The following is a 23,496-nucleotide window of genomic DNA, read 5'->3' as shown; positions in this document are numbered from 1 at the left end:
CACCAAAAACGTGGAATACGAGTTCCTGACCAATAATTTCTCCTGGAAACCAGCCACCGTAGCAGCGCTCTATAAAGAACGTTGGGAGATTGAAACCTTCTTCAAGCACCTCAAACAACGGCTTAAGGTAACCAGTTTTGTGGGAACATCTGAAAATGCAGTGTACATCCAAATATGGACTGCACTTATCGGGATCCTGCTCTTTAAGTACATCCAGAAGAAGGCAAAATACAATTGGAACCTCTCGAATCTGGTCAACTTTATCAGGATGAACATATTCGTGAAAATTGATCTRTGGAAATGGGCTGATGATCCGTTCATTTCAGGAAAACCWCCYGATAAAAAAGGACAATATRYGCTCWTTTAGTAACACASATAGGATAMCTTKCCAGTAATTAACCGAATTCTTCAATTGAACACGAATGGAGAAGGATTTTTTATGCCAAAATATTTATTTAGGACAGTACTGATTTTACTTCTATAATTTTATAATGATTTTCAAGTTCATATTTCCTACCGTTTGAACCCGAATACCTTCCCAAATCTTTAAATATTAAAGTTAAATAATGTGAATATGATCAGTTATGTCATGTTATCTTTATAATTATGAGTTTATTTATAGGATAATAATTGTTTGGTTAATAGGGTCCTGGGCCGCCGATCCAGGGCCCCATTAATTTACCATGGCCTTTTAAGTAAGATATATAACATACTAAGCATGAAAAGTACCGTTAATAAGATATAGGAATAGAAAAAATATCTCATTCTCCTATCTTCATGATCTATTTCATATCCTGCCTCCCATAGGTATTCCTTAAGTCTCCGTATAAAATCTCTCATACTTCATTTTCCCTACTGTTTTTTATATTTCAAAAGATTTAGTTCATTGGTCATTGTTCAGCTTGGCGCAACATTTATATAAATATATAAATAACACGCTGATATCAAAATATTAACGGGAATATGTGCTTTTTAAAGGAAATATCTGAAATAGAGGATATCGCCATTTAAAAGTGCATTTACATCTAACTTTTCCATACCGTTTATGTTTAAGGTTAGTCGCCCTAATCATGGGACGCTAAGATTAGCAGTTGGCTAATATCAAATTAATTTATAATAAATCCATGGACACAAATAAGATACAGGAAAATATTGCGATTGTCGGAGGCGGCCCAGCAGCACTTTTTATTGTCAAGCACCTTGTTGAATGCAAAATCACCCCTCAAAAGCTTACCATTTTTGAAAGTTTCGACAGATTGGGGGTGGGTATGCCCTACGGCAAAATGGGCGCGGGAACGGAACACCTGGCAAATGTTTCTGCAAATGAACTTCCATTACTTGCTGAGGATTTTGAATCATACGTTCAGAGATATCCGCCAAAGGGGTTTGATTCTTTCTTTCAAGAAAACAAAGTAAATCCTTTTGAGGTGATCCCCCGGAGATTATTGGGGGATTATCTGGAACATTCTTTCCATAGTTATATCGAAATGGCTAGGACTTTGGGGATTTCCGTAGATATACGTCTGAACACATGTGTGGAGGACATTATTCCCGGGAATGGAGGATTACCATATAGGATCGTGACAACCCAAGGGATCATCGAGGCGCACGCTGTGATCTTGTGCACGGGTCACGTCTGGCCCCGTAAAAATGAAGGGAAGACCAAGTCATGGTACGATTCTCCCTATCCGCCATCCAAGCTGTCCTTGAAAGCAGATTTTCCGGTAGCGATCCGCGGGGCCTCACTTACGGCAGTTGATGCCATAAAAACTTTGGCCAGGGCAAACGGAAAATTCAAGGAAAGACCTCAGGGTGGTTATGATTTCGAATTGAGCGAAGAGAGCGTCGGTTTTCGGATCGACCTGTTTTCCATTAGAGGGTTCCTGCCCGCACTGAGGTTCCATTCGGAGGATAAGTCATTTTCAAGTGGGTGGACGATGGATAGGGACGAAATCATTGAATATAAAGCGGAACACGGAGGATTCGTGGACCTCGACCATATATTTGAAAGGAACTTCCTGATCCCCCTCAGTCAGAGGGACCCTGATTTCTACGCTACGGTGAAAGGCCTTGAAATTGAGGAGTTTACCCAAACAATGCTTCAACTCCGGGAAGATATCGATGCCATAAAGCTATTTATGGCAGAATTTAAGGAAGCTGAAAAGTCCATAAAGCGTAAGCAGTCGATAAGTTGGAAGGAAGCTCTGTCTGCCTTTAGCTATGCCGTCAACTATCCGGCAAAGCATTTCAGTGCAGAAGATATGGTCCGGCACAAAAAAGTGCTTATGCCGCTCATTTCAATTGTGATCGCATCCCTCCCCCAAGCTTCCTACCATGAAATCATTGCCCTGTATGAACAGGATCTGCTTCGTACATATGCCGTTGGTGAGAAAGGCGAGTTCGTTCCCAATGAAACAGGTAACGGATGCAAGGTTACTTTCGAGGACGAAGATAACAGATTTGAAGAAAACTATAAGATTTTTGTAGATGCCATTGGGCAGAGGCCCATGCACTTCAACGACCTTCCCTTTGACGGACTTAAGAAGGGTAAGGTCACCTCCGGATTCCTATATTTCAAGGAAGAGGAAAATGCCAAAAAACTTATTGAAGAAGGTGCAGCGAATGTCTACAGGGATGACATGGGCAAGTATTTTATGAGGGTGACGGGACTGGCCATAAATGATAACTTTCAGGCCCTGGACAGGTTCGGGGTAGCAGATCCGGCACTCTTCATTATGGCAGTGCCATTTATCAGTGGAATAAATCCAGATTTTTCTGGACTCGATTTTTGCGATACGGCGGCTGAGAGAATTGTCAGGACGTTGGTGATTAACGGAATGGAATGAAATACTATAGAGCAGACCAATGGGCCCATTTAGTGAATTTAGGGAATTTAGGGAATTTAGGGAAAGTCTCTTTTTTGGGGGAGATTGACAATTCTCCCAGATTAAGAATATATTGTAATATTTACACTATTTATGAACCTTTTATATTTACACGTGTTCAATCTCAAGAAACCGGTTCTAGAGAGTGTTTCGTTAATTATTATTATAAACCACTGTTTCAAAGCAGTTTAATTTAAGTAATTTATCATGAAAAGAAATAATTCAGGCAACAGCTCAAGAGGAGGATCTTCCGACAATAACGAACATTCATTGGAAAACATTTACCAATTAGGGTATAGTCATGGATTCCGCGACGCATCAAATGATGAAGATTATGATGATGAATTCGACGAAGAGGAATATGATGACTATGAGGACGAGGATTATGATAACGAGGACGAAGACTACGATTACGATGAGGATGAGGATGATTATGATGAGGAGGATGATGAGGATGATGACGACTCCTCGGGCGGAAGATCATCAAACCGACGCCGCGATAGCGATGGAAGGTTTACCTCAACCAGCTCTGGTTCAAGGAAAGTAACCAGTTCGGGACGGAGCTCAAGTGGTTCACGCCGCGGATCCAGCAGTTCGAACCGTGGATCCAGCAGCTCAAACCGTGGATCAAATAGCTCGGGCGGGGGAAGATCGGGAAATTCAGGAAGAAGTAGCTCAAGCAGTTCAGGTAGAGGTTCTTCGGGCTCCAGGGGGAGATCAGGGAACTCCTCATCCAGTATGGATTCTTCCTCTAACAATTCTGGTTCAGGCTCAAAACGCGGATTTGCATCGATGAGCAAGGCTGAACGTACGCGTATCGCCCGTATGGGAGGCAAGGCATCCCACGGTGGAGGACGCTCATCCGGCCGATCGGGAATCGGGGGCAGAAGGAATTCTTAATTAATATCATCCTTTCGGTGCCCTATTAAGGGCACTGAAAAAAAAAATACTTATGGCAAAAAAAGAATCGCTCAAAGAAGGGCAGACCACAGGTACCCAGGATACCGATCAAATAAACGAAACTGATAAAAAAGCTGAGCAATCTCCTCAAAAGGGCTCTCAGTTATATGTTTTTTTTCTTTCTGGCCTAAAGGATGTTCTCTATGCTGAAAACAAATTGGTTGAAGCTCTCCTGGAGATGGAAGGTGCAGCCTCTTCAGAGGAGCTTAAAGATGCCTTTGAAGATCATCATCTGTTGACCAAGAAGCACGTCAGCAGGCTCAACAAGATATTCGGTATATTGGAGGAAAAGGCGGAAGCCAAGGAGTGCAAGGCAATAGAAGGTATCCTAGAAGAGGCAAGGGAGATCATCAAGAATACCCCCGAGGGTTCGGCCACTAGGGACGTAGGTCTTATCATTGCGGCCCAAAAAGTCGAGCACTATGAGATCGCTACCTATGGAGGGCTTGCCCAATTGGCAATTACCCTGGGATTTGATAAGATTGCGGATCTTTTGGAAAGAACGCTTGAAGAAGAAGAAGAAACAGATCAGGATCTGACATTTATTGCAGAGAACCATATAAATCCAGAAGCTGAAAAAGAGGATTAAGCGTACATTTGGAACATATCCATAGTCTCTAATATCACAAAACGTCCATTTTTATGGACGTTTTTCATTCTTTGGGTTTTTTCGAATTATACGGCTCTCCCTCTACTCAGAAATAAGAGCCAACAAACTTTCTGCAATTCGAAGGGCGACATTCTCAAAAGATTTAATTAACCGGGAATGTTTCCACTCCATCTATCTTCCTTAGAACCATGCTCTTGACCATTCTCTTCCAAGATAGCTAACAGTAATAGATAATATCCCTTTTCCAGACCAAGTTCTTCTGCTGTTTTAAAATTTTCCATAAATAGTTCCCTTAGTTGATTTATTTTTAGATATTATTTCAAAGACCGTTCAACTTTATATTTTTTTAAGGGATTTTCTTGAAATATTTTATAATCGACTTTTTTCATGGAAAAAAGATCACCTACTTTTGTAAATCTTGTCCTCAACAATGGCTAGAATCGATAGGCCGTAGCTCCTTGTCTACAATTTTTTGATCAAATCATCCAATTTCCCCCAGAATTCTCTCCGAAGGATGGAATTTATATATTTTAGTATTAAAGGTCACTAAATCTACACCACCACCCTATGGAAAGCAATAATATGAACATCCTTGAATATGCGAAAGAAAAAGGTTTTGACGGATATCCCGACCCGACAGATATCCAAAGGTGGCTTAGAAATAAGGATGTGATCGTATTGGTAACGCTCCGGGAGGTTGATGAGGGGGACTTTAGGTTTTCCTATCAGGTTTTTGAACCTTCATCAATCTATTATCACCATCCCCCCCTTAGCTCCACAGTTTATTGGAATATGTACGAAGAGGCCCTAGATCACGGAATAAACCATGGTCTCAGGTTCGTTTGATCGGTGACGCAAGTTTTTCCACCTTAGCAAATTCCCCAGATTTTCAGGATAAAAAGAAAGATGGTCTATCTAACACTCTTTCAATAGCATCAGGAGCTTTTTTTGGACAATGGTATCCTTATCCCTGTTTGCAATGTTTGCATACCTCCTCATCCAGCCGTCAAGACCGCCCTCTGCGAACTTTTTTAAGATAACGGGACAGATGTAGTTCTTTCGTGCCACCGATGGCGTGTTTCCCAAAACGTGCGCGACATAACTGACAAGCTCCCTGCAACTTTTGTTCCTGTTCTTGGTGTTTTCAGGAAAGGTTTCCAAAAGATGTAACAGAGCCAAAAAACATGCATTCCACGTTCTAATGGTTTTAATGGTCACCTCCCCGCCATATATTTCAGAAAGATAGCTGTTCAGATGGCATGGCTTTATGGCCCTTTTTATATTCCTTTCATCCAGGTATTGGAGGAACTGGTTTCCAGAGTGTTGCAATATCTTTTCAACCTTATCATACAGCCTTTTGTTCCTAAATGTTTTCTCCTGCTTTACGCCCTTCTTGCCCCTATATCTCAATATTACCTTTCCTTGATGTAATTTAACATGTCTATTCTGGAGCGTGGTAAGACCAAAGGAACCATTGGAATTTCTATAGATGGTATTCCCTGGGCGTATGGAGGTGTGCTGGATGATCATGATGGCCAGTGCACAGACATATCTCTGGTCACACAGGTCCCTTTTGATATCCTTTTCCAACTGTTTTTTCAAGACTGGCAGGCTCTTTCCGAACAGATATAATCTGCTGAATTTATCCCGGTCCTGAAAAGCTGTCCAGAGCGGATGGTAGATATATTGCTTTCGCTGCCTATTGTCCAAGCCCGTAGCCTGGATATGACCATTTTTATGGTGGACAGATCCATACGTCGGTCCAATTTGGAGGGATCACAAGGGAATGGATCCGAGATAGGACCGCTGGATCCACGATCCTCACCTTTTTTTTGTCGTGGTATTCAAATACCTCACCTTTGTGGATCCTGGAGAATCCCTTTGAATTGCTGTTTACATATTTAAAAGGTTTCTTTGTTTCCATACAATATCATTGAATTATTCCTATTCCATTAATCTGTTTCCTGGGTATATTGTTTTAAGCATGTATGATTTAAGGATATAAATCACGCTATAGATGAGGCACCACCATTAATTTTTAGCACCTGTGCCTTTCATTTTGCGGATTCCTGATGTATTTTCAGGTTTAAGATCAATTCTCTGCCCGTGAATGTCGATACAACTTTCATGGGGTATTTAACTTTTTTTATCAGACATGATGATCAGAAAGGGTCGGAAATCAATTCCCATTGAGAATTTCAGTTTTAAATGATATTTCTGAATGTTAGAAATGGGAACTCGCTTTAGGCGCTAATTTTCTTCTATTGTCAGGCCTTTTTTGGGTATATGAAGATTCCGCGCTATGGCTCTTAAGATAGTATCGTTCTGTAAATTTAAATGCCAACCTAAATGGCTGGCATTTAAGAGAACCTATTTACCAGATATATATTACTCGGCTTTTGAATTTAAGTTCGTAATCAATCCAATAAAGAAGAGGCCGCTAAAGAGGACAGATTCCTGTTGCGCAACTGGGGTTACTATGGCCTGATCGAAAAGATCAGGTACAAGGCGAACATGGCAGGTATTAACGTAATCGTCGAATGAGGCAGGATAATATCTGACAATATTTAACAGCTAACTAAAATCAATTTAAATGAGCAATAGATAAAGACCAGAAAGAGACTGATCAAATCGAAACCTAGAGCTGGTAAATGAACCGGGTTGGACCTAACATATATCTATCTCTGAGAAAAGTTGATCGAACACAACAGTTAATGGCTGTCTCAGCAAAATTACCTCTGAGATCCATAATTAAAAATCCCCATACACTTTAGGTTCATGGGGATTTTTAATTTCTTCAATTCCCAAATTTGTCCATGTTAATTCACTCGAAGAAAGTGGCCACGACTTCGGACCGTTAAACGTGCAAACATGAACAAAGTATGATTCAATTTGATCAAAAAGCCCTTAGGGAATGTATCAAGGATGCGATAAGGGAAGAACTCCAGCCTTTTATTTCAAAGATAAGGGGCTTTTCTGACACTGAAAGAAACGGATTGCCCGAAAGGCTCCTGACCAAGAGGGAGATGGCGGACGAACTCGATATTTCACTTGTCAGCCTGACCGAATGGATGAAAAATGGACGCATCCCCTATATGCGTATGGGTAAGCGGGTATATTTCAGAAAAAGGGAGGTATTGGAATCCATGGAAGGTTACAACAGAAAGACCTCTTCAGGTCGTGGTTTATCCCAGGAAATTGATCGAAGGTAAAAGGAGCAAGGTTGTGTTTTGGTGACCCCAAAACCGATAAGCTCCCGATGGTCGCAGCGAAAAAGAACATCATGACAGACACCAAGAACAAAGGCGGTAGACCCGCACTGGAAAATAAAAAGCGGTTTAGGATCAATGTCCGTTTCGATGAAACGGAACATAAAAAGGTTCTGCAGAATGCAGAAACCGCAGGCATGAGCAAATCGGAATGGGTGCGCAGAAGTGCCATTATGCGAAAGATCGTTCCAAGATTTACCGAGGAACAGATCAAAGCGTTCAGGGCAATCACGGGGGCTTCGAACAACCTCAACCAACTGACTAAAAAGGCACACCAGACAGGACTGTTTGAAGTGGCACAGGAATGCCGGAATACGATCAGCCATATCAACCACTGTATCGATAAACTATTGCACCATGATAGCGAAGATAATTGAGGGACGGTCGTTTGGCGGATGCGTTGGGTACGTGCTAAAGAAAGACAGTGAGATTATTAATACAGTGGGATTGCGGACGGATTCGGCAAAGACCATTGTACAGGACTTTAATTTTCAACGGATGCTGAACCCCAGATTGGGCAAAGCCGTCGGACACATTATACTATCGTGGAATACGGCAGATAAGGATATGCTGAACAACGATATCATGGTATCATCTGCTAAACGCTACCTCGCCAAAATGGGGATCAGGGATACGCAGTGTCTGATGGTCAGACATCACGACCGCAAACATGATCATATCCACATCATCTATAACCGGGTGGACGATTATGGCAAGACCATATCCAACAGCAATCAGCGATATAAGAGTTTTAAGGCCTGCAAGGAACTCAATGCACTGTATGGCTTCAAGCAGTCCGAGGGCAAGCAGAACGTTAACAGAGGGAGGCTCAAAGGATATGACAGGACAAGATACCAGATTTACGATACCGTGAAGGCGGGTATCCGTAACAGCAGGAACTGGTCGGAACTACGGAACTATATCCGCTACAGAGGTGTGGAAATACAGTTTAAATACAGATCGGGGACGGATGAGGTTCAGGGAATTTCATTCAGCAAAAATGGACAGACATTTCAGGGATCAGCCATTGACCGCTCATTGAGCTATGGACAGATCGACAGAGCTTTAAATGGAATCGATAACGCTATGGAACAAACCCATCGGATGGAAAGCAATGTTTCGAGAGGTCAGTCTATAGATACCAATATTGGGGGAACTATCGGTTACTTAGCATCCGCTTTATTTTCGATCCCTGAAATTGCACCGGAGCAGGAAGATCCATTTATCAAGAAGAGAAAAAAGAAAGAAAATTACAGGTTAAAACGTTAAGAATATGCGCACAGAATTAGAAAACTTACAGCAAAAGGTAAACACTTTAGAGGAAAACACAGAACTGATCACGCAGGACATCGTACGGATCATGCCGACAGTAGTATCCCTGCTTTCTGATAACGAGAAAAACATGAAGGATCTTCATGAGATACGGACAAAGGATCAAGAACTATTACGCCAAATACAGATTTTCATGAAGAGCGAAAATGAAATCTTATCTAAAATAGTCAACGATTACGGTTCATTGCAGAATCTAGCAATCCAGATTGCAGATGTGACAGGACAGAATCTAAATAAATTGGTTGATAAGCAAAAAGAAATTGTTTTAAAGCTCGCTGAAATTCCTAATCGGGTCAATGTAAAACATCATTATGGGATTGACCTGAAATCCACGCCTGTCATTATTATCATGATAGTATTGTCGGTCATTATTTCATTGGGCATAGGCACACTATACGAAAAAAGTAGACAACTGGATGATAGAAAGTCATACGAAATGCGCTACCGTATGATGGAATTGGAGTTACCAAATATTACATCGCATATTGACTCCACATACACACTTGATCCCAATAAATTCCATGATCTAGTAATTAAAAGAGAAGAGGAAAATAAATTATTAAACAGCATAGACCGAAAACGTCGGGAGATTAAGAACTTAAACAATTCTGAATAACGGGCCGTGTATTGGCGATAGTGGCGGATTAGAAAGCCTAAACTTTCAATTTTGCACTAAGTAAAGCAACAGCCTTTTATTATTTTCTAAATTTATAAAAAAAGGAAATATAAAAGGCTGTTGCGACAAAAAAAGGAGAAACTTTCAATTTCACCCTTAAACCGCCATTTCGCCAATACGATGTTATACGACGTTCTTTTAGCAGTATATTTTCAGTTTTGCACCAACTTGAGATACACTATTCCATGTAGATCTAATTAAATATATTAATTGTATAGCCTCTGATTTAACTTTAGAAATATCTTTTTTATTTAATTCTTTTTTAAATGTGTTTATGTCAAACATATTTCCAACCATTAACCATACTTCTCTACTTGTTGTAGGATCTGAAATTAGTTTCATGTAAAGATTCCAAAATTGTTGAGGAGTTGCATTATTAGTAATAACGCGATTATTTATCTGCCCAACATTTTTTAGCGACCATGGATTTTTCCATTTATCAATATTTTGTTTTGGAACTCTTTGATAATATGGAGTTAAAAAGTCCAAATTTTTGGTTGCTTGCCCACATACCTCAGTGAAATTAGATGCAGATAATTTTGACTTTTTTGCTTTCGCGTGAATGAATACAACTCTTTTGTTTTTAATATCTAAGCCAATGAAATCTCCAATTTCACTGCCTAAATCATCACAAAGTAAGTAATCAAAATTAAACTCGCTTTCTAGCTTTTTATCATAACCTTTTGCCTGTCTAGCTATTAAACCAAACAAAGTATTCTTATTCCATAAGTTATTACTGATTTTTAACTTGCTATGTCCTTTTTCACTCCTAATTGTTGAAATACAACTATATGGATTAAAAAGTTGGTTTATATCTAGATTTTGTTTTTTACTATTTATATTTAAACTAGGCGTAAAGAAATTTTTATGAGCATAGATATATTTATTACCCTCTAAAACTAATCTAAAGCATTGGTTATTGTTAATGTAAGATAATAAGTTTTGTTCATTTGGATTTAGTGGTTGAATTTTGTCATTTATATCAGTACAACTTAGATAGAATCTTTCTAAGTTTGAATCGTAAACTATAGTAAAAGCAAATTCTTCATTATTTATTTCAACCACAAATTCATTATTAGTAATTAACGCACAATAGTCTTCAATAACTACATCCTTTTTACTATCTTCATAACCGTATCTATAAATTATTTCATCATCAATATCTAGCAAAATAGAGGTAGGGGTTGGATTTAATGGAGCGTCTACTTTTTCCGAAAATCTCCCCATGAAAGAGTTAATTTTATTATTTGTTGTATTTGTATTAATTTCTTGATGTATGCCATTTATCCATTCTATAAATTCGTCATATTCTATTCTTGCATTTGTAAAATCTGTGATCCTACCATTTTGAAATCCAACATATCTTTTTGCATAGTTTCCTTGGGAATCGGATATACTACCTTCAATTCGAGCAGGGAAGTATGAATAATCAGATAGTCCTGGTGCAGTATATTCGATTGCTCCAGCTTGTAATTCTTTGTTTCTAATATTATTTGAACCAATATCTGTATTCATTAAGAATATTTTGTTAACGGCTCTTTTATCTTTAAATAACTTAATTAAGTATTCTCTATTCAAAGGTTTTAAATTATCTAATTGTCGCATTGGAGAACTTTGTATACTATCGTAAAAGTAGATGTAATTACCTTTGATCTTTAAAAAAGTAAGAGCTAAAGTTTGTTCAATGAAAACTCCATTTTTAACTAGTGGTGAGTTTTCATATTTGATATACAAAACAAGTAATGTATCTGAATCAATACTTTGATGTTTTAATATGTGATAATCTCTACTTTCCCATTCTTCAAATAAATAACTACATAATTCTTCAAAATCTACTGTGCCATCATGTATATAAGCGTTTATTTTTTTCTGAAACAGTATACTTTCTTTAAGATTTATATTGGTAACATCAACTAATTCTCTGAAAGTACCAGAAAAATATAAAGTTTCTACCTCTTTGTTAACTTTTAAAATATCTGTAACATCGAATAGCTTTTTCTTTTCTGTTAGTAGAGAATCATATTTTAGATATTTTGTCCATTCATCATTTAGTGATTTTACATTTCTACAAAATAGATATGCAATTTGGTCCTTTAACTTTTGAGGATTGCGGAGAACTCTTCCTATCTGTTGAATAAGAAGACGGGTGCTTTTAAAATCCGAATATATTGCGACAATGCAAAAATCTGGGTTATCAATACCTTCTATAAGTTTATATTGATGAATGTAAAAATCATATTTTGATTGCTCACTATGAGGAGGGATCTGCTTTGAGTAATTTGCTCCTTTGGGTAGATTTTCATGTATTCCAAGTACTCTTTTTTTTAGTTTTTTTAAAGATATAACCATCCTTTTAATGTCCTCGACATTTTCACAACGAATTATTATTTTAGGATTATTAATACCCTGTTTTACAAGAACTGGTTCAAGTTTATTAACTTCTGATAATAAATCATTTAGAAAAGTTGAAGTATTATATGGGTTTGGATTTAAACTCTTGATTTCTAAATTTCTCAAAAAGTTTTGAGAAACACTATATTTATGTTCTAATGCAAAAAAATTATTTTTGTCAATGTTAAAAATCTTATAGTCATTCCTATATGGAGTTGCTGAAAATAATATTGTAGGAATTTTAAAAGATCTAATAGTTTCTCCCCAAGTATAAGCTGGCTCTTTATGTCCCTCATCAAATATTATACAATTCGGTAGTTTTTTAAATTCATTAAATTCATTTTCAATTTTTTTATTAGTTGAAATAGATTGAAGTGCTTGAATTGTAGTTACTATAATGAATTTATCATTTTTGATTTTTTCATATGTATCAACAAAGGTACTAGGAAGTAAGTCTTCAATAATCTGATTTTGTAGTTTAGTTAAATCATATCCGATTTTATTCCAAAACCTATCTTTTAATTCTGCAATTATTTGATCTCGTAACGACGTACTGGGTGTTACAATTATATAATTTTTTTTAGGATATACAATTCGAGTTAATGTAGCAAAAACACCTGTTTTTCCTGTACCTGTTGGCATCTTTACTAAATATGATTTTTCAGATTTTGATTTAAGATATTCTGAAATATTTGTAATAGCGTCTTTTTGATGATCCCAAATATTTAAAGATAACAAAGACTTGATTATTTTCTTGGCCATGGTTACAGTTTGTGAAAGAATGTCGTATAACGAGCCGCGTATTGGCGATAGTGGCGGATTAGAAAGCCAAAACTTTCAATCTTGCACTAAGCTAAACAACAGCCTTTTATTATTTTCTAAATTTATGAAAAAAGGAAATATAAAAGGCTGTTGCGACTAAAAAAGGAGAAACTTTCAATTTCTCCCTTAAACCGCCATTTCGCCAATACGATGTTGGTGGCTGCCTTTTTTATTTCTTAAAATCCTCGAATAATGTAGCAATAAAGGAGCAATAGGTTGAAGTCTTTTCCCAGACCATATAATCTCCTTATTTAAATTGCTTTTTCTATACTCTTTCAATGTATTATTCAATGGAATACTATGAAAACTAAATTGAAATTTATATAATTCTATAATTATCAAATTTTTTGTGATAAATATTGGAGCAGAAAAATTGTCATTCTCAATTCTGTCAGTTATCAATTGAGATAGGTAAGTTTTAAAAAAATACATATCCTTAAACTTTTGTTTTTCTTTACCGCTTATTTTACTGTCTAGTTTTCTGCTTAAAAATGCATTTATTAAATTGAAGCAACACAATGAATGAAAAAGGTCATCATTATCATTAGGATGTATTTTTAAAATGCCATATGCTTCCATTAAATCAGATTTTTTTATTTCGTATTCATTTTGTGTAGGATTGTTTATTTCCGCCAATAATTTATTATAATCAATATCTTCTGATTTATTTAGGTGATTTTGAAGAAACCGAATTTGTCCCTCATATTTATTCCTTATTTCAGAAGATTGTTTTTCAGAAAACTCATAAATCGATATAACTTGTGTATTTTGGTATTGACATCTTTGATATTTGGTATAAGTAGGATTGCAATAAACAACAATCAAGTTATGACATTGATTTGCGTTGTAAAAGGCTACTCTGTGTGCTTTTTCTTCTGTAAAAGAATAACATATCCATAATTCTCTACCTACGCTATATATTGGAGAATAATAGTTTATCTTTTTTCTTGGAAATTGTGGGTGTTCAGGAATATCAATAATGCCTTCTTTTGTAAATATAAATTCTTCGTTGTGTTTTCCGTTCAAATATGTTTCCTCTGCTATGTGAAGTATTAACGTCCTTATTAAAAGTGCAGAAACCGGGATTGATCTTTCATTATTAATTTTTTGAAAATTGCCTTTCATAAATCGAACGACATAATCTTTAGAAGGGTCTTCCTTTTTAGAAAATATCGTAATAAACTCATTATTGGGTGTATAAACTATTTGAAAAGTCGTATTCCACTTTCTTTGTTTCCATTCTTGTATTTTTGATTTTGGAAATGTAGCAATGTCAAACGTTGTTCTGAAGCGTCCGTTTTCCTGTAATTCAATTTTGGTTATTGTTACAAAGTAAGAAATGCCACTAAAATCAATTTGTTGCTCTTTATCAATTAAGTCATTGTCAAAGTTGATGTTTTTAAAAACATTGAAAGGGTATAGCTCCCTACACCATTTGTCGTTATGGTCAGGCGTATGATTTTTTTGCCATTGTTCAAAATTTAAATTTTTGAGTTTCATTGATTGTTTTCTGTCAACTTAAGGTTGCCACTAATGACTCGGCGACTTGGCGAAGTAGCGAAGCTGTATCGAAGATACAAAAGCGGAGCTATTTAGCCAAGTCGCTTGTTGTAAGCAGTCCGCGAAGCGGCGGCTTACGGCAAGCGACGTAAGTCGCCGAGCCATTGTTAGCAAGGAGCGCAGCGGATTGCTAACAACATATTCTTTAGCGAAGCTAATATACAAAAATTTCGCCAATCCGCCTCTATAGACGCACTTCGCCTTACAGACCCAAAGACGATATAACAGACTATATTTTAACATATTGACACAACATTAAATACCGTAAAGCGAAACAATTGATATGAATAAATCGTTATCTCTATATGGATAACGAAACTATACTGAAAACATTTGAAAAAAAGCTGACTACGCAAAGATATGCTCACAATACAGTTAAAGCATATAAAGATTATGCCCGTTTATTTCTCAAATATGTTGATAATTATCCCTCTTTAGAATCTATACCAATTACTATTATAGAATCCTTTATAAATGAAAAAGTTCAAAAAGAAAAAATCAGTATTTCCTATCAAAAAGGTTTAGTTGGAGCTATTAAGAAAATTTATGAATTGATACTGAATGAAAAAATTAAACTTGATTACTTATACCCTAAAAGACATTTAAACAAACTGCCAAAATTCTTTTCCAAAGAAGAGATCAGACTACTATTAGATAATACGGAAAACATTAAACATAAGGCCATATTAACAACTATATATAGCTGCGGACTACGCCTTAGTGAGTTACTAAACCTCAACATAAAAGATATCCGATCATCTGATAAGATGATACGTATCAACCAAAGCAAAGGAAACAAAGACCGAATTGTTTCATTACCTGATAAGTTGCTAGATATTTTACGCGAATATTATCTAATTTATAAACCTAGCGACTATCTTTTTGAAGGAGAAAGAGGAAATCGATATAGTGAAAGAAGTGTTCAGCTTATTTTAAAAAAATCATTATCAATGGCTAAGATCAAAACCGAAGGTACAGTCCATACGTTACGACATTCGTATGCTACACATTTAATTCAGTCCGGTATTGATATTCGAATTGTTCAGGAATTACTAGGTCATGAGAATATCAAGACTACCATGATCTACACACATATCACAGATATTGATAAGAAAAAGACCCCAAGCCCACTAGATTTTTTATAATTTCTAAGATAAACACTATATGAGACTACCCTAATCTAGACTTACCTATCTTAATATTAAGTTGAAAAATAAGTGATTTTTGTCCGAAATATGTCCGAAAACAGAAAAAGCCACTGAAAATCAGTGGCTTTTGTCGGGGTGGCAGGATTCGAACCTACGACCTCCACATCCCAAATGTGGCGCGATACCGGGCTACGCTACACCCCGAAAAGGTATCACCTTTGTTTTGTGTGGCACAAATATACGGCGAAAATTAATTATGTCAAGGATTTTTTAATAAAATTTCCTAATCCACTCATTTTATGAGGATTATTTTTTGTGACAAATATTATTTTCAATTATTTGGACTTTATTGATTCAATCCTATGGAAATCGAAGAGAATTTGATTACTTTTGCAGGCATTCTAGAAAATCTAGAATATTTTTAAAAAAGTATTTTCAAATATCAAAATAAAGCTGTAATATTGCATTCCGATTTTTACAGGTTAAATATCGTTATTAATTACTCAGAATCATGGATTTAGTAAAATTTGTAGAAGAACAAGCGGTAGTAAAAAATGAAATTCCCGCTTTCAAAGCCGGAGATACCATCAGCGTTCATTATAAAATTCGCGAAGGAAATAAAGAGCGTGTACAGGTGTACCAAGGTGTGGTAATTCAATTAAACAGCGAAGGAGCTAATGCTACTTTTACCGTTCGTAAAATCTCTAACGGTATTGGTGTAGAGCGTATTTTTCCTGTAAACTCTCCAAACATTGAGAAAATAGAAGTTAACAGCATTGGTAAAGTACGTCGCGCTAAATTATTTTATTTACGTGGTCTTACCGGAAAAGCTGCTCGTATCAAATCAAAAAGATAATCGAGTAACTCAAAAAATTATATTTAAGGGCTTGGCAATGCGCGAAGCCCTTATTTATTGTTTCTATACGCCAGCTAGTTTTGGATAACAACCGGACTAGTACCCATAATGGAATCTATCCTTTGCTTAACATCTTCCGTCAACAAAGGAAGAACATCCAATGCTTTAAGGTTTTCAGTAAGTTGACTTTCTTTTGTTGCTCCCAATATAGCAGTCGTCACATTTGGATTGCTAATACACCATGCAATGCTAAGGGTAGGTAATGTTACGCCTAATTCATTTGCAAACTCACCTAAAGCCTTTACACGATTTAATTTGTCATCAACTACAGATTTGTCACGAAGCCATTCATAGCCCTCTAAAGTCATCCTTGAACCTTCTGGAATCCCATCATTATATTTTCCAGTCAACAACCCTGACGCCAATGGGCTCCAAATAGTAGTACCCATCCCTATATTCTTGAAAATGGGAGCATAATCTACCTCTATTTTTCTTCTATTGAAGAGGTTGTATTCGGGCTGTTCCACAGCAGGACCTTCCAATCCAAATTCTCGCGCAATCATATGAGCCTCTACAATCTCCGCAGCAGACCATTCTGAAGTTCCCCAATAAAATATCTTTCCTTGTTGAATCAAAGTGTTCATTGTCCGGACAACTTCTTCGATTGGAACATTTTTATCGGGACGATGGCAATAATACAAATCCAAATACTCTACCTGTAATCTTTCTAATGCTTCATGGCATGCTTCCATCAAGTGCTTTCTGCTCAAGCCATGTTGATTTGGCTTCTTCCCCTCACCTTTCCACCCAAAAAAGGCCTTGCTCGACAATACAAAAGATGATCTATCCCAATTTAATTTCTTCAGCACCCGTCCCATCATTTCTTCTGATAATCCAGCAGAATAAACCTCAGCATTATCAAAGAAATTCACTCCAGCATCATACGCCTGAGCCATTAACCGTTCGTTGGTATTATCATCAGTTTGTCTAGCAAAAGTAACCCAAGATCCAAAAGACAGAGCACTTAATTGGAGACCACTTTTCCCCATTCTTCTATATTCCATATATTCAATTTTTAAAATAAAGTATATTCATTTTTATGATAAAGTTAAGAGAATTCTAGGTTCAAGGACATCTGTACAAAGTAAAATAATCGCTAAAAAAAGTCTCAAGTAATTGACTATAGTTCCTTTAAGCTGCAAAATGCCCTAGAACTATTTTTTTTAACCTTATTTCAGAAAATTTCGTACCTTTGTATCCCGTACATAGAGCAGATGAACGATGCTTTTTTCAGGAGCATCTAAGTTAGAAATCCATTATTGTTATGACTAAATATATCTTTGTTACGGGCGGCGTAACTTCGTCGTTAGGGAAAGGAATTATTGCAGCTTCCCTTGCCAAGCTTCTCCAAGCGCGTGGTTTAAAAGTAACCATCCAGAAATTTGACCCGTACATCAATATTGATCCAGGAACATTAAATCCATATGAACATGGCGAATGTTATGTTACAGAAGATGGTGCTGAAACCGACCTTGACTTAGGTCATTATGAGCGATTCTTAAATGTTCCGACTTCCCAAGCAAACAATGTTACAACAGGCCGTATCTACAGCCATGTAATTGAACAAGAACGTGCAGGAGCGTACTTAGGTAAAACCGTACAAGTTGTTCCACATATCACGGACGAAATCAAACGTCGTATGTTGTTGCTGGGCCAATCAGGAGAATACGATATCGTCATCACAGAATTGGGTGGAACTGTAGGAGATATTGAATCTTTACCTTTTATCGAAGCAGTTCGTCAGTTACGCTGGGAGTTGGGCAATAACGACTCGTTGGTGATTCACTTGACACTTGTGCCTTATCTTGCCGCTGCAGGTGAATTAAAAACTAAACCTACTCAACACTCCGTAAAAACTTTATTGGAATATGGTGTGCAACCAGATATCCTTGTGTGTAGAACAGAACACAAATTAAACAATGATATCCGCAAAAAATTAGCTTTATTCTGTAATGTCAACATCAACGCAGTAGTAGAATCTATCGATGCGCCTACGATCTATGATGTTCCTTTGAATATGTTGAGAGAGCAGTTGGACAAAACTGTTTTAGCAAAACTTAAATTATCTACTAAGAATGAACCTGATTTAGAAAACTGGAAATCATTCTTAGGGAAATTGAAAAACCCTACGGACGAGGTTAATATCGGATTAGTAGGAAAATATGTAGAATTGCCTGATGCTTATAAATCGATTGCAGAAGCATTTATTCATGCTGGTGCAACCAATGAAACTAAAGTAAAGGTAAAATATATCGCTGCAGAAAGTGTGAACCAAGAGAATGTTGCAGAGAAATTAAAAGGATTGGACGGCGTTTTGGTAGCACCTGGATTTGGTGAGCGCGGATTAGAAGGAAAATTAGAAACAATTCGTTTCGTTCGCGAAAATAAGGTTCCGTTCTTTGGTATCTGTTTAGGTATGCAATGTTCTGTGATTGAATTTGGACGTAATGTATTGGGTCTGAAAGGAGCAAACAGTTTCGAGATGGACGACAAAACTCCTCATCCAGTAATTAACTTGATGGAAGAACAAAAAACGATCAAGAACATGGGTGGAACCATGCGCTTAGGAGCTTATGATTGTGAAATCAAGAAAGGAACTAAAGCATTTTCTATCTATGGAAAGAGCAAAATTTCTGAAAGACACCGCCACCGTTATGAATTTAACAACGAGTATCTAAAAGATTACGAAAAAGCAGGAATGATAGCTTCAGGTATCAATCCGACCACTGGATTGGTTGAAATTGTGGAGTTAAAAGACCATCCTTTCTTTGTGGCAGGACAATTTCACCCAGAATTAAAATCAACAGTTGTGAATCCTCACCCACTTTTTGTTAGCTTTGTAGCCGCTGCTTTGGCTCATAAGAAATCAAAGTAGGTTTAAGACCATATAATATATAGTAATAAATAAACAATGGATAGAAATAACATTCTAGGTTTTGTATTCATCTTTGCCATCTTGGCGGGATCCTTCTGGTTGATGAAGCCCTCGCAAGATGAGATTAAAAAAGAACAACAATTACAAGATTCTATTAAAAGAGCGAAAGATGGATTAGCTCCTATCAGCGATTCTCTTAAAGCTGTCAAAGAAACTCCAAAAGTTGCTGATTCGGTATTATTGGCTCAACCATTTGGAGCGGCTTCAGTAGGTACTGAGCAAATCGTTACAATCGAGAACGAATTATTAAAAGTTAATGTTAGTTCTAAAGGTGGTCGCGTAAAATCTGTCGAACTTAAAGGCGAAACGAATTTTGACGGTTCCAAACTTGTCCTTTTTGATGGTGATGACAATAAATTCGGACTTGAATTCAATATCCCAGGAAAAGCTGTAAAAACCAATGACTTGTTCTTCCAAGCTCAGGGAGCAGAATTCACAGTGGCTGGACAAGATGCAAAATCATTGACTATGCGTCTTTCCTATGCTCCTGATAAATACATCGACTATATCTATACCTTAGCAGGCAACAATTACAACGTACAGTTTGATATTAAGACTGTGGGTATCGGTAACTTAGTTGATGTTAGTTCCAAAAAGATGTTGTTGAATTGGGAAACAACATTGAAACAAAAAGAACGCAATGCAAAATCTGAGCGCGAAAAATCAACCATATTCTATAAAGAAGCTGATGGTTCTGTAGATCACTTATCAGAATCTAGCGATGAAAAAGAAACCATTGAAGAAAAAGTTTCTTGGATTGCCTTCAAGCAACACTTCTTCTCAACAGTATTAACAAGCAAAGAAGGATTCAACAACCCTGAATTGGCTGTGACTTTTATCACACAAGACAGTATTGTAAAGAATTACAGAGCAAATGCTGAATTGACCTTCAACCAGCAAAATGATGCACAATATGGCTTTAGTTTCTTCTTCGGTCCCAATAAATATAAGACCTTAAAAGCTGAAGGCAACGGATTCGACAAAATCATCAACATGGGTTGGGGACCAATGGGCTGGATCAACAAGTTTATAACTGTTCCAATCTTTGACTTCCTTGATGGATTCAACATGAACTATGGTATCGTTATCCTGATCCTTACTTTATTCTTGAAATTATTGATGTTCCCATTAACATACAAGTCTTACCAATCAATGGGTAAAATGCGTGTGTTAAAACCTCAATTGGATGAAATCAAAGCTAAGGTTGGTGATGACAACCCTATGTTATTGCAACAAGAGCAAATGAAGTTATACAAACAAGCTGGTGTAAATCCTCTTGGTGGATGTTTGCCATTATTACTTCAAATGCCATTTACCTTAGCATTCTTCTTCTTCTTCCCGAACTTATTTGAATTACGTGGAGAGAGCTTTTTATGGGTAAAAGATTTATCAACTTATGATGCACCAATAACATTTGCTCCTATTTTTGGAGTTGACCACATTTCATTTATGTGTATCCTGATGACATTGACTACTTTGTTAACTACATGGTATAACAATTCAACTTCAGGAGCGGTGAACAACCAAATGAAATATATTGGTTACATCATGCCATTGATTTTCTTCTTCGTTTTGAATAGCTTCCCTGCAGGTCTGAACTACTACTATTTCCTTTCAGCAGTTCTTACCTTCTTAACTCAAGTGATTATCCGTCAATTCGTAAATGATGACAAAATCCTTGCAAGCATCGAGGCTAACAAAAAGAAACCTCAAGGCGAAAAGAAACAATCTTCTTTCCAAAAGAAAATGGAAGAAATGATGAGACAACAACAAGCTGCACAGCAGAATAAGAAAAAATAAGTCCAAAAAAAATCCCCGGTTCTTTAAAAACCGGGGATTTTTTTTGGACTAGACATGAGATGTGAGATATGAGTATTGAGATAGAAAACGACAATATTTAATTAGCTATCATCGATCATATAATGGATTAGATTTGAGATTTGAGTATTGAGAAAGAAAACTGACGATATTTTAATCAGCTATCATAGCTAATATAAAATAACTTTTTTCTTATTAACTTTCTATCTCACATCTCACATCTCACATCTCATATCTCACCTCTCACATCTATAAAACCCTACCTATCTCACATCTCACATCTCATATCCCACATCTACCTTATACAAACGCACTAAACCCTGTAATGCTTCTTCCAACGATCAAGGAGTTGATTTCTTTTGTTCCTTCGTATGAATAGATTGCTTCGGCATCGGCCAAGAAACGGGCAACATTATATTCTAATAGAATACCATTACCTCCCATTACTTCTCTAGCTTTCGATACTATATCTCGCATTCGGAGGGTACAGAATACTTTCGCTAAGGAAGCGTGTTCATCTTTCAGTTTATCGTCATCTTGCAATTCAGATAAGCGGAATACCAATGTTTGCATTGCTGTAAGATTGGAAAGCATTTCAACCAGATGGTTTTGAATTAATTGGAAAGATGCAATAGGTTTTCCAAACTGTTCTCTTTTTATTGTATAATCTAGAGCGTTTTCGTAGGCTCCTCGAGCACATCCTACTGCCATCCAAGCTACACCTGCCCTTGTCATTTGAAGTACCTTTGCGGTGTCTTTAAAGGAATTGGCGTATGGAAGACGGTCAGATTCGGGCACTACGCAATCTGTCAACGTAATCAAACCATTCTGAACGATACGCAGAGCCATCTTATCCTTGATTTTCTCTACAGCAAAGCCTGGATTCTCTTTGCGGACAATAAAACCTTTCACCTGCTGATCATCTAAATCTCTTGCCCAGATTATTGTGATATCAGAAAATGTGGAGTTTCCAATCCATTTTTTCTGCCCATTTAGTATCCATTTGTCACCATCTCTTTTACAAGTTGTTGTTAGTCCACCTGCCGTTGCAGACCCCACTAAAGGTTCTGTAAGGCCAAAGGCACCAATCTTGTTAAGTTGTTGCATTTGAGGTAGCCATTCATTTTTCTGTTCTTCAGAACCACACATATAAATGGATCCCATGGCTAATCCGCTTTGAACACCAAGGAAGGTAGCGATCGAGGGGTCTACCCTGCCAAATTCTGCAGCGATAATACCGTCCATTAAGGAACTTCCTCCAGCGCAGCCATATCCCTCATATACATATCCACATACATTCAATTCCCTAAGCTTAGGAATAATTTCGAACGGGAATTCATCACGCAACCAATATTTATTTACTAATGGTTTGATTTCAGTTTCAAGAAAGGAACGGACTTTCATCTGTAGGGCTCTGTCTTCTTCTGATAATTTGGCTGAAATATCATAAAAGTCGGCATTGATAGGAGGTGGATCTTTTTTCTTTTTACTTCCTGTCAACATTTTCATAGCCATTTTTAGCTGATTTTCGTCCATTTTAGATACTGCGCCCAAAACTTCTGCTAAATCTACTTTTTTTGATATTTTTTCTAATTGCTCCAAATCCACTGATTTAATGAGCTTTAGGATATTTTTTACCTTATCTAACATATTATTTGTTTAAATATTTAACAGAAATATAACAATTTTTGTGTTTTAATGTTGCAAATCAACAAAACAGTAGTATATTTGCCCTGCCTTTAGAAAAATAATTAAAAACAACACACTGACTATCAGTGGGTTTAATAAAAAAATTAAAAAAATATTATTTCTTGGGTTACCTTTTTAGGTATTGGGTATTAAGAATTAAATAAACAAATTTGTTTCAACTAAATAGAAAATTAAAAATGAAAAATTTATTCAAATTCGGATTCTTAGGTTTAGCATTAACTATCGCTGTTGCTTCTTGTAACAACGCTGAAACTAAAACTGAAGAAACAGCTGACTCTTTGTCAAACGTTGTTGATTCAACTACTGAAAACGTAGCTGATTCATTAGAAAACGTAGCTGATTCAGTTCGTGCTACTGGTGATTCAATCGCTGATTCATTGAAAAACGTTCAATAATCCGAACAGATTAAAAAATACTTCAAAAGCCCGTTTTAGAAACGGGCTTTTGTTGTTTAAGGGTAGATG

At 36.8% G+C, this 23,496-nt stretch carries 20 protein-coding genes, 1 tRNA gene and 1 pseudogene; 14 read left to right on the top strand and 8 right to left on the bottom strand.

Annotated features, from left to right (window positions below; genetic code table 11):
* From CRT24_RS21150 to CRT24_RS02510, 4 genes and pseudogenes are all read left to right on the top strand, one after another.
* Positions 1-194, top strand: a pseudogene (locus CRT24_RS21150) (transposase); the annotation flags it as partial.
* Between the two features lie 930 nt (positions 195-1,124).
* Complete coding sequence (locus CRT24_RS02525; protein ID WP_099369685.1) at positions 1,125-2,846, top strand: FAD/NAD(P)-binding protein; 1,722 nt, start codon at positions 1,125-1,127, stop codon at positions 2,844-2,846.
* A gap of 246 nt (positions 2,847-3,092) precedes the next feature.
* Entirely contained in the window at positions 3,093-3,785 is a 693-nt protein-coding gene (locus tag CRT24_RS20790) for a KGG domain-containing protein (protein WP_180269046.1), read from the top strand.
* A 52-nt stretch (positions 3,786-3,837) separates the two neighbouring features.
* Positions 3,838-4,434 carry a DUF892 family protein gene (locus CRT24_RS02510; protein WP_099369682.1) on the top strand — a complete coding sequence of 199 codons (597 nt, stop codon included), beginning with the start codon at positions 3,838-3,840 and terminating at the stop codon, positions 4,432-4,434.
* Positions 4,435-4,601: 167 nt separating this feature from the next.
* Here CRT24_RS02510 and CRT24_RS21145 read toward each other — a convergent pair whose 3' ends face one another.
* Positions 4,602-4,736, bottom strand: coding sequence for a hypothetical protein (locus CRT24_RS21145; RefSeq protein ID WP_257213947.1), 135 nt, complete (start codon positions 4,734-4,736; stop codon positions 4,602-4,604).
* Positions 4,737-5,022: 286 nt separating this feature from the next.
* On the opposite strand from CRT24_RS21145, the gene CRT24_RS02505 reads away from it, so the two are divergent.
* Positions 5,023-5,301: a hypothetical protein gene (locus CRT24_RS02505; protein WP_099369681.1), complete on the top strand. Its 279-nt coding sequence runs from the start codon at positions 5,023-5,025 to the stop codon at positions 5,299-5,301.
* A gap of 69 nt (positions 5,302-5,370) precedes the next feature.
* On the opposite strand, the gene CRT24_RS02500 is transcribed toward CRT24_RS02505, so the two are convergent.
* Both CRT24_RS02500 and CRT24_RS02495 read right to left on the bottom strand, forming a co-directional pair.
* Positions 5,371-6,165 carry a DNA topoisomerase IB gene (locus tag CRT24_RS02500; protein WP_171017554.1) on the bottom strand — a complete coding sequence of 265 codons (795 nt, stop codon included), beginning with the start codon at positions 6,163-6,165 and terminating at the stop codon, positions 5,371-5,373.
* A 25-nt stretch (positions 6,166-6,190) separates the two neighbouring features.
* Positions 6,191-6,379 (bottom strand): hypothetical protein, encoded by a 189-nt coding sequence (locus tag CRT24_RS02495; RefSeq protein ID WP_099369679.1) that lies wholly within the window; start codon positions 6,377-6,379, stop codon positions 6,191-6,193.
* Positions 6,380-7,337: 958 nt separating this feature from the next.
* On the opposite strand from CRT24_RS02495, the gene CRT24_RS02490 reads away from it, so the two are divergent.
* The 4 genes from CRT24_RS02490 to CRT24_RS02475 are packed head-to-tail and all read left to right on the top strand — an operon-like array spanning position 7,338 to position 9,672.
* Positions 7,338-7,667 (top strand): helix-turn-helix domain-containing protein, encoded by a 330-nt coding sequence (locus CRT24_RS02490; protein ID WP_099369678.1) that lies wholly within the window; start codon positions 7,338-7,340, stop codon positions 7,665-7,667.
* Positions 7,668-7,714: 47 nt separating this feature from the next.
* Entirely contained in the window at positions 7,715-8,101 is a 387-nt protein-coding gene (locus CRT24_RS02485) for a MobC family plasmid mobilization relaxosome protein (RefSeq protein ID WP_257213945.1), read from the top strand.
* Positions 8,082-8,993, top strand: coding sequence for a relaxase/mobilization nuclease domain-containing protein (locus CRT24_RS02480; protein ID WP_099369677.1), 912 nt, complete (start codon positions 8,082-8,084; stop codon positions 8,991-8,993). Before CRT24_RS02485 ends, CRT24_RS02480 begins: the two co-directional genes overlap by 20 nt.
* Positions 8,994-8,997: 4 nt before the next feature.
* The gene (locus CRT24_RS02475) at positions 8,998-9,672 is read left to right on the top strand and encodes a hypothetical protein (RefSeq protein WP_099369676.1); all 675 of its coding nucleotides are present in this window, start codon (positions 8,998-9,000) and stop codon (positions 9,670-9,672) included.
* Positions 9,673-9,870: 198 nt separating this feature from the next.
* Here CRT24_RS02475 and CRT24_RS02470 read toward each other — a convergent pair whose 3' ends face one another.
* A complete protein-coding gene (locus CRT24_RS02470; protein ID WP_099369675.1) occupies positions 9,871-12,885 on the bottom strand; it encodes a DEAD/DEAH box helicase in 3,015 nt (1,004 codons plus the stop codon).
* 186 nt (positions 12,886-13,071) lie between these two features.
* Positions 13,072-14,445 (bottom strand): hypothetical protein, encoded by a 1,374-nt coding sequence (locus CRT24_RS02465; protein WP_099369674.1) that lies wholly within the window; start codon positions 14,443-14,445, stop codon positions 13,072-13,074.
* 365 nt (positions 14,446-14,810) lie between these two features.
* On the opposite strand from CRT24_RS02465, the gene CRT24_RS02460 reads away from it, so the two are divergent.
* Positions 14,811-15,650, top strand: a complete 840-nt coding sequence (locus CRT24_RS02460) for a tyrosine-type recombinase/integrase (protein ID WP_099369673.1) — start codon at positions 14,811-14,813, stop codon at positions 15,648-15,650.
* Positions 15,651-15,783: 133 nt separating this feature from the next.
* Here the strand turns inward: CRT24_RS02460 and CRT24_RS02455 are convergent.
* A tRNA-Pro gene (locus CRT24_RS02455) sits at positions 15,784-15,857 on the bottom strand.
* A 307-nt stretch (positions 15,858-16,164) separates the two neighbouring features.
* On the opposite strand from CRT24_RS02455, the gene rplS reads away from it, so the two are divergent.
* Positions 16,165-16,509, top strand: a complete 345-nt coding sequence (gene rplS, locus CRT24_RS02450; protein WP_099369672.1) for a 50S ribosomal protein L19 — start codon at positions 16,165-16,167, stop codon at positions 16,507-16,509.
* A gap of 74 nt (positions 16,510-16,583) precedes the next feature.
* Here the strand turns inward: rplS and CRT24_RS02445 are convergent, their stop codons facing one another.
* A complete protein-coding gene (locus CRT24_RS02445; RefSeq protein ID WP_099369671.1) occupies positions 16,584-17,573 on the bottom strand; it encodes an aldo/keto reductase in 990 nt (329 codons plus the stop codon).
* A gap of 260 nt (positions 17,574-17,833) precedes the next feature.
* On the opposite strand from CRT24_RS02445, the gene CRT24_RS02440 reads away from it, so the two are divergent.
* Both CRT24_RS02440 and yidC read left to right on the top strand, forming a co-directional pair.
* Positions 17,834-19,444 (top strand): CTP synthase, encoded by a 1,611-nt coding sequence (locus CRT24_RS02440; RefSeq protein WP_099369670.1) that lies wholly within the window; start codon positions 17,834-17,836, stop codon positions 19,442-19,444.
* 36 nt (positions 19,445-19,480) lie between these two features.
* Positions 19,481-21,304, top strand: a complete 1,824-nt coding sequence (gene yidC / locus CRT24_RS02435) for a membrane protein insertase YidC (RefSeq protein WP_099369669.1) — start codon at positions 19,481-19,483, stop codon at positions 21,302-21,304.
* A 318-nt stretch (positions 21,305-21,622) separates the two neighbouring features.
* On the opposite strand, the gene CRT24_RS02430 is transcribed toward yidC, so the two are convergent.
* A complete protein-coding gene (locus CRT24_RS02430; protein WP_099369668.1) occupies positions 21,623-22,972 on the bottom strand; it encodes an acyl-CoA dehydrogenase family protein in 1,350 nt (449 codons plus the stop codon).
* A gap of 236 nt (positions 22,973-23,208) precedes the next feature.
* Between CRT24_RS02430 and CRT24_RS02425 the strand changes: the two genes are divergently transcribed.
* On the top strand, positions 23,209-23,427 hold the full coding sequence (locus CRT24_RS02425) for a hypothetical protein (RefSeq protein WP_099369667.1): 219 nt from the start codon (positions 23,209-23,211) through the stop codon (positions 23,425-23,427).
* Positions 23,428-23,496: the final 69 nt, after the last annotated feature.

This window comes from Sphingobacterium sp. 1.A.5 (genome assembly GCF_002734235.1).
Lineage (GTDB): Bacteria > Bacteroidota > Bacteroidia > Sphingobacteriales > Sphingobacteriaceae > Sphingobacterium > Sphingobacterium daejeonense.
The sequence above is the reverse complement of the archived record's forward strand: the minus strand, read 5'-3'. Positions and strand labels throughout refer to the sequence as shown.

Coding starts and splice junctions, on each gene's coding strand:
- CRT24_RS02445 (WP_099369671.1), bottom strand. CDS start 17,573: ATGGAATATAGAAGAATGGGGAAAAGTGGTCTCCAATTAAGTGCTCTG.
- CRT24_RS02510 (WP_099369682.1), top strand. CDS start 3,838: ATGGCAAAAAAAGAATCGCTCAAAGAAGGGCAGACCACAGGTACCCAG.
- yidC (WP_099369669.1), top strand. CDS start 19,481: ATGGATAGAAATAACATTCTAGGTTTTGTATTCATCTTTGCCATCTTG.
- CRT24_RS02475 (WP_099369676.1), top strand. CDS start 8,998: ATGCGCACAGAATTAGAAAACTTACAGCAAAAGGTAAACACTTTAGAG.
- CRT24_RS02470 (WP_099369675.1), bottom strand. CDS start 12,885: ATGGCCAAGAAAATAATCAAGTCTTTGTTATCTTTAAATATTTGGGAT.
- CRT24_RS02465 (WP_099369674.1), bottom strand. CDS start 14,445: ATGAAACTCAAAAATTTAAATTTTGAACAATGGCAAAAAAATCATACG.
- CRT24_RS20790 (WP_180269046.1), top strand. CDS start 3,093: ATGAAAAGAAATAATTCAGGCAACAGCTCAAGAGGAGGATCTTCCGAC.
- CRT24_RS02490 (WP_099369678.1), top strand. CDS start 7,338: ATGATTCAATTTGATCAAAAAGCCCTTAGGGAATGTATCAAGGATGCG.
- rplS (WP_099369672.1), top strand. CDS start 16,165: ATGGATTTAGTAAAATTTGTAGAAGAACAAGCGGTAGTAAAAAATGAA.
- CRT24_RS02430 (WP_099369668.1), bottom strand. CDS start 22,972: ATGTTAGATAAGGTAAAAAATATCCTAAAGCTCATTAAATCAGTGGAT.
- CRT24_RS02440 (WP_099369670.1), top strand. CDS start 17,834: ATGACTAAATATATCTTTGTTACGGGCGGCGTAACTTCGTCGTTAGGG.
- CRT24_RS21145 (WP_257213947.1), bottom strand. CDS start 4,736: ATGGAAAATTTTAAAACAGCAGAAGAACTTGGTCTGGAAAAGGGATAT.
- CRT24_RS02480 (WP_099369677.1), top strand. CDS start 8,082: ATGATAGCGAAGATAATTGAGGGACGGTCGTTTGGCGGATGCGTTGGG.
- CRT24_RS02525 (WP_099369685.1), top strand. CDS start 1,125: ATGGACACAAATAAGATACAGGAAAATATTGCGATTGTCGGAGGCGGC.
- CRT24_RS02505 (WP_099369681.1), top strand. CDS start 5,023: ATGGAAAGCAATAATATGAACATCCTTGAATATGCGAAAGAAAAAGGT.
- CRT24_RS02485 (WP_257213945.1), top strand. CDS start 7,715: ATGGTCGCAGCGAAAAAGAACATCATGACAGACACCAAGAACAAAGGC.
- CRT24_RS02495 (WP_099369679.1), bottom strand. CDS start 6,379: ATGGAAACAAAGAAACCTTTTAAATATGTAAACAGCAATTCAAAGGGA.
- CRT24_RS02425 (WP_099369667.1), top strand. CDS start 23,209: ATGAAAAATTTATTCAAATTCGGATTCTTAGGTTTAGCATTAACTATC.
- CRT24_RS02460 (WP_099369673.1), top strand. CDS start 14,811: ATGGATAACGAAACTATACTGAAAACATTTGAAAAAAAGCTGACTACG.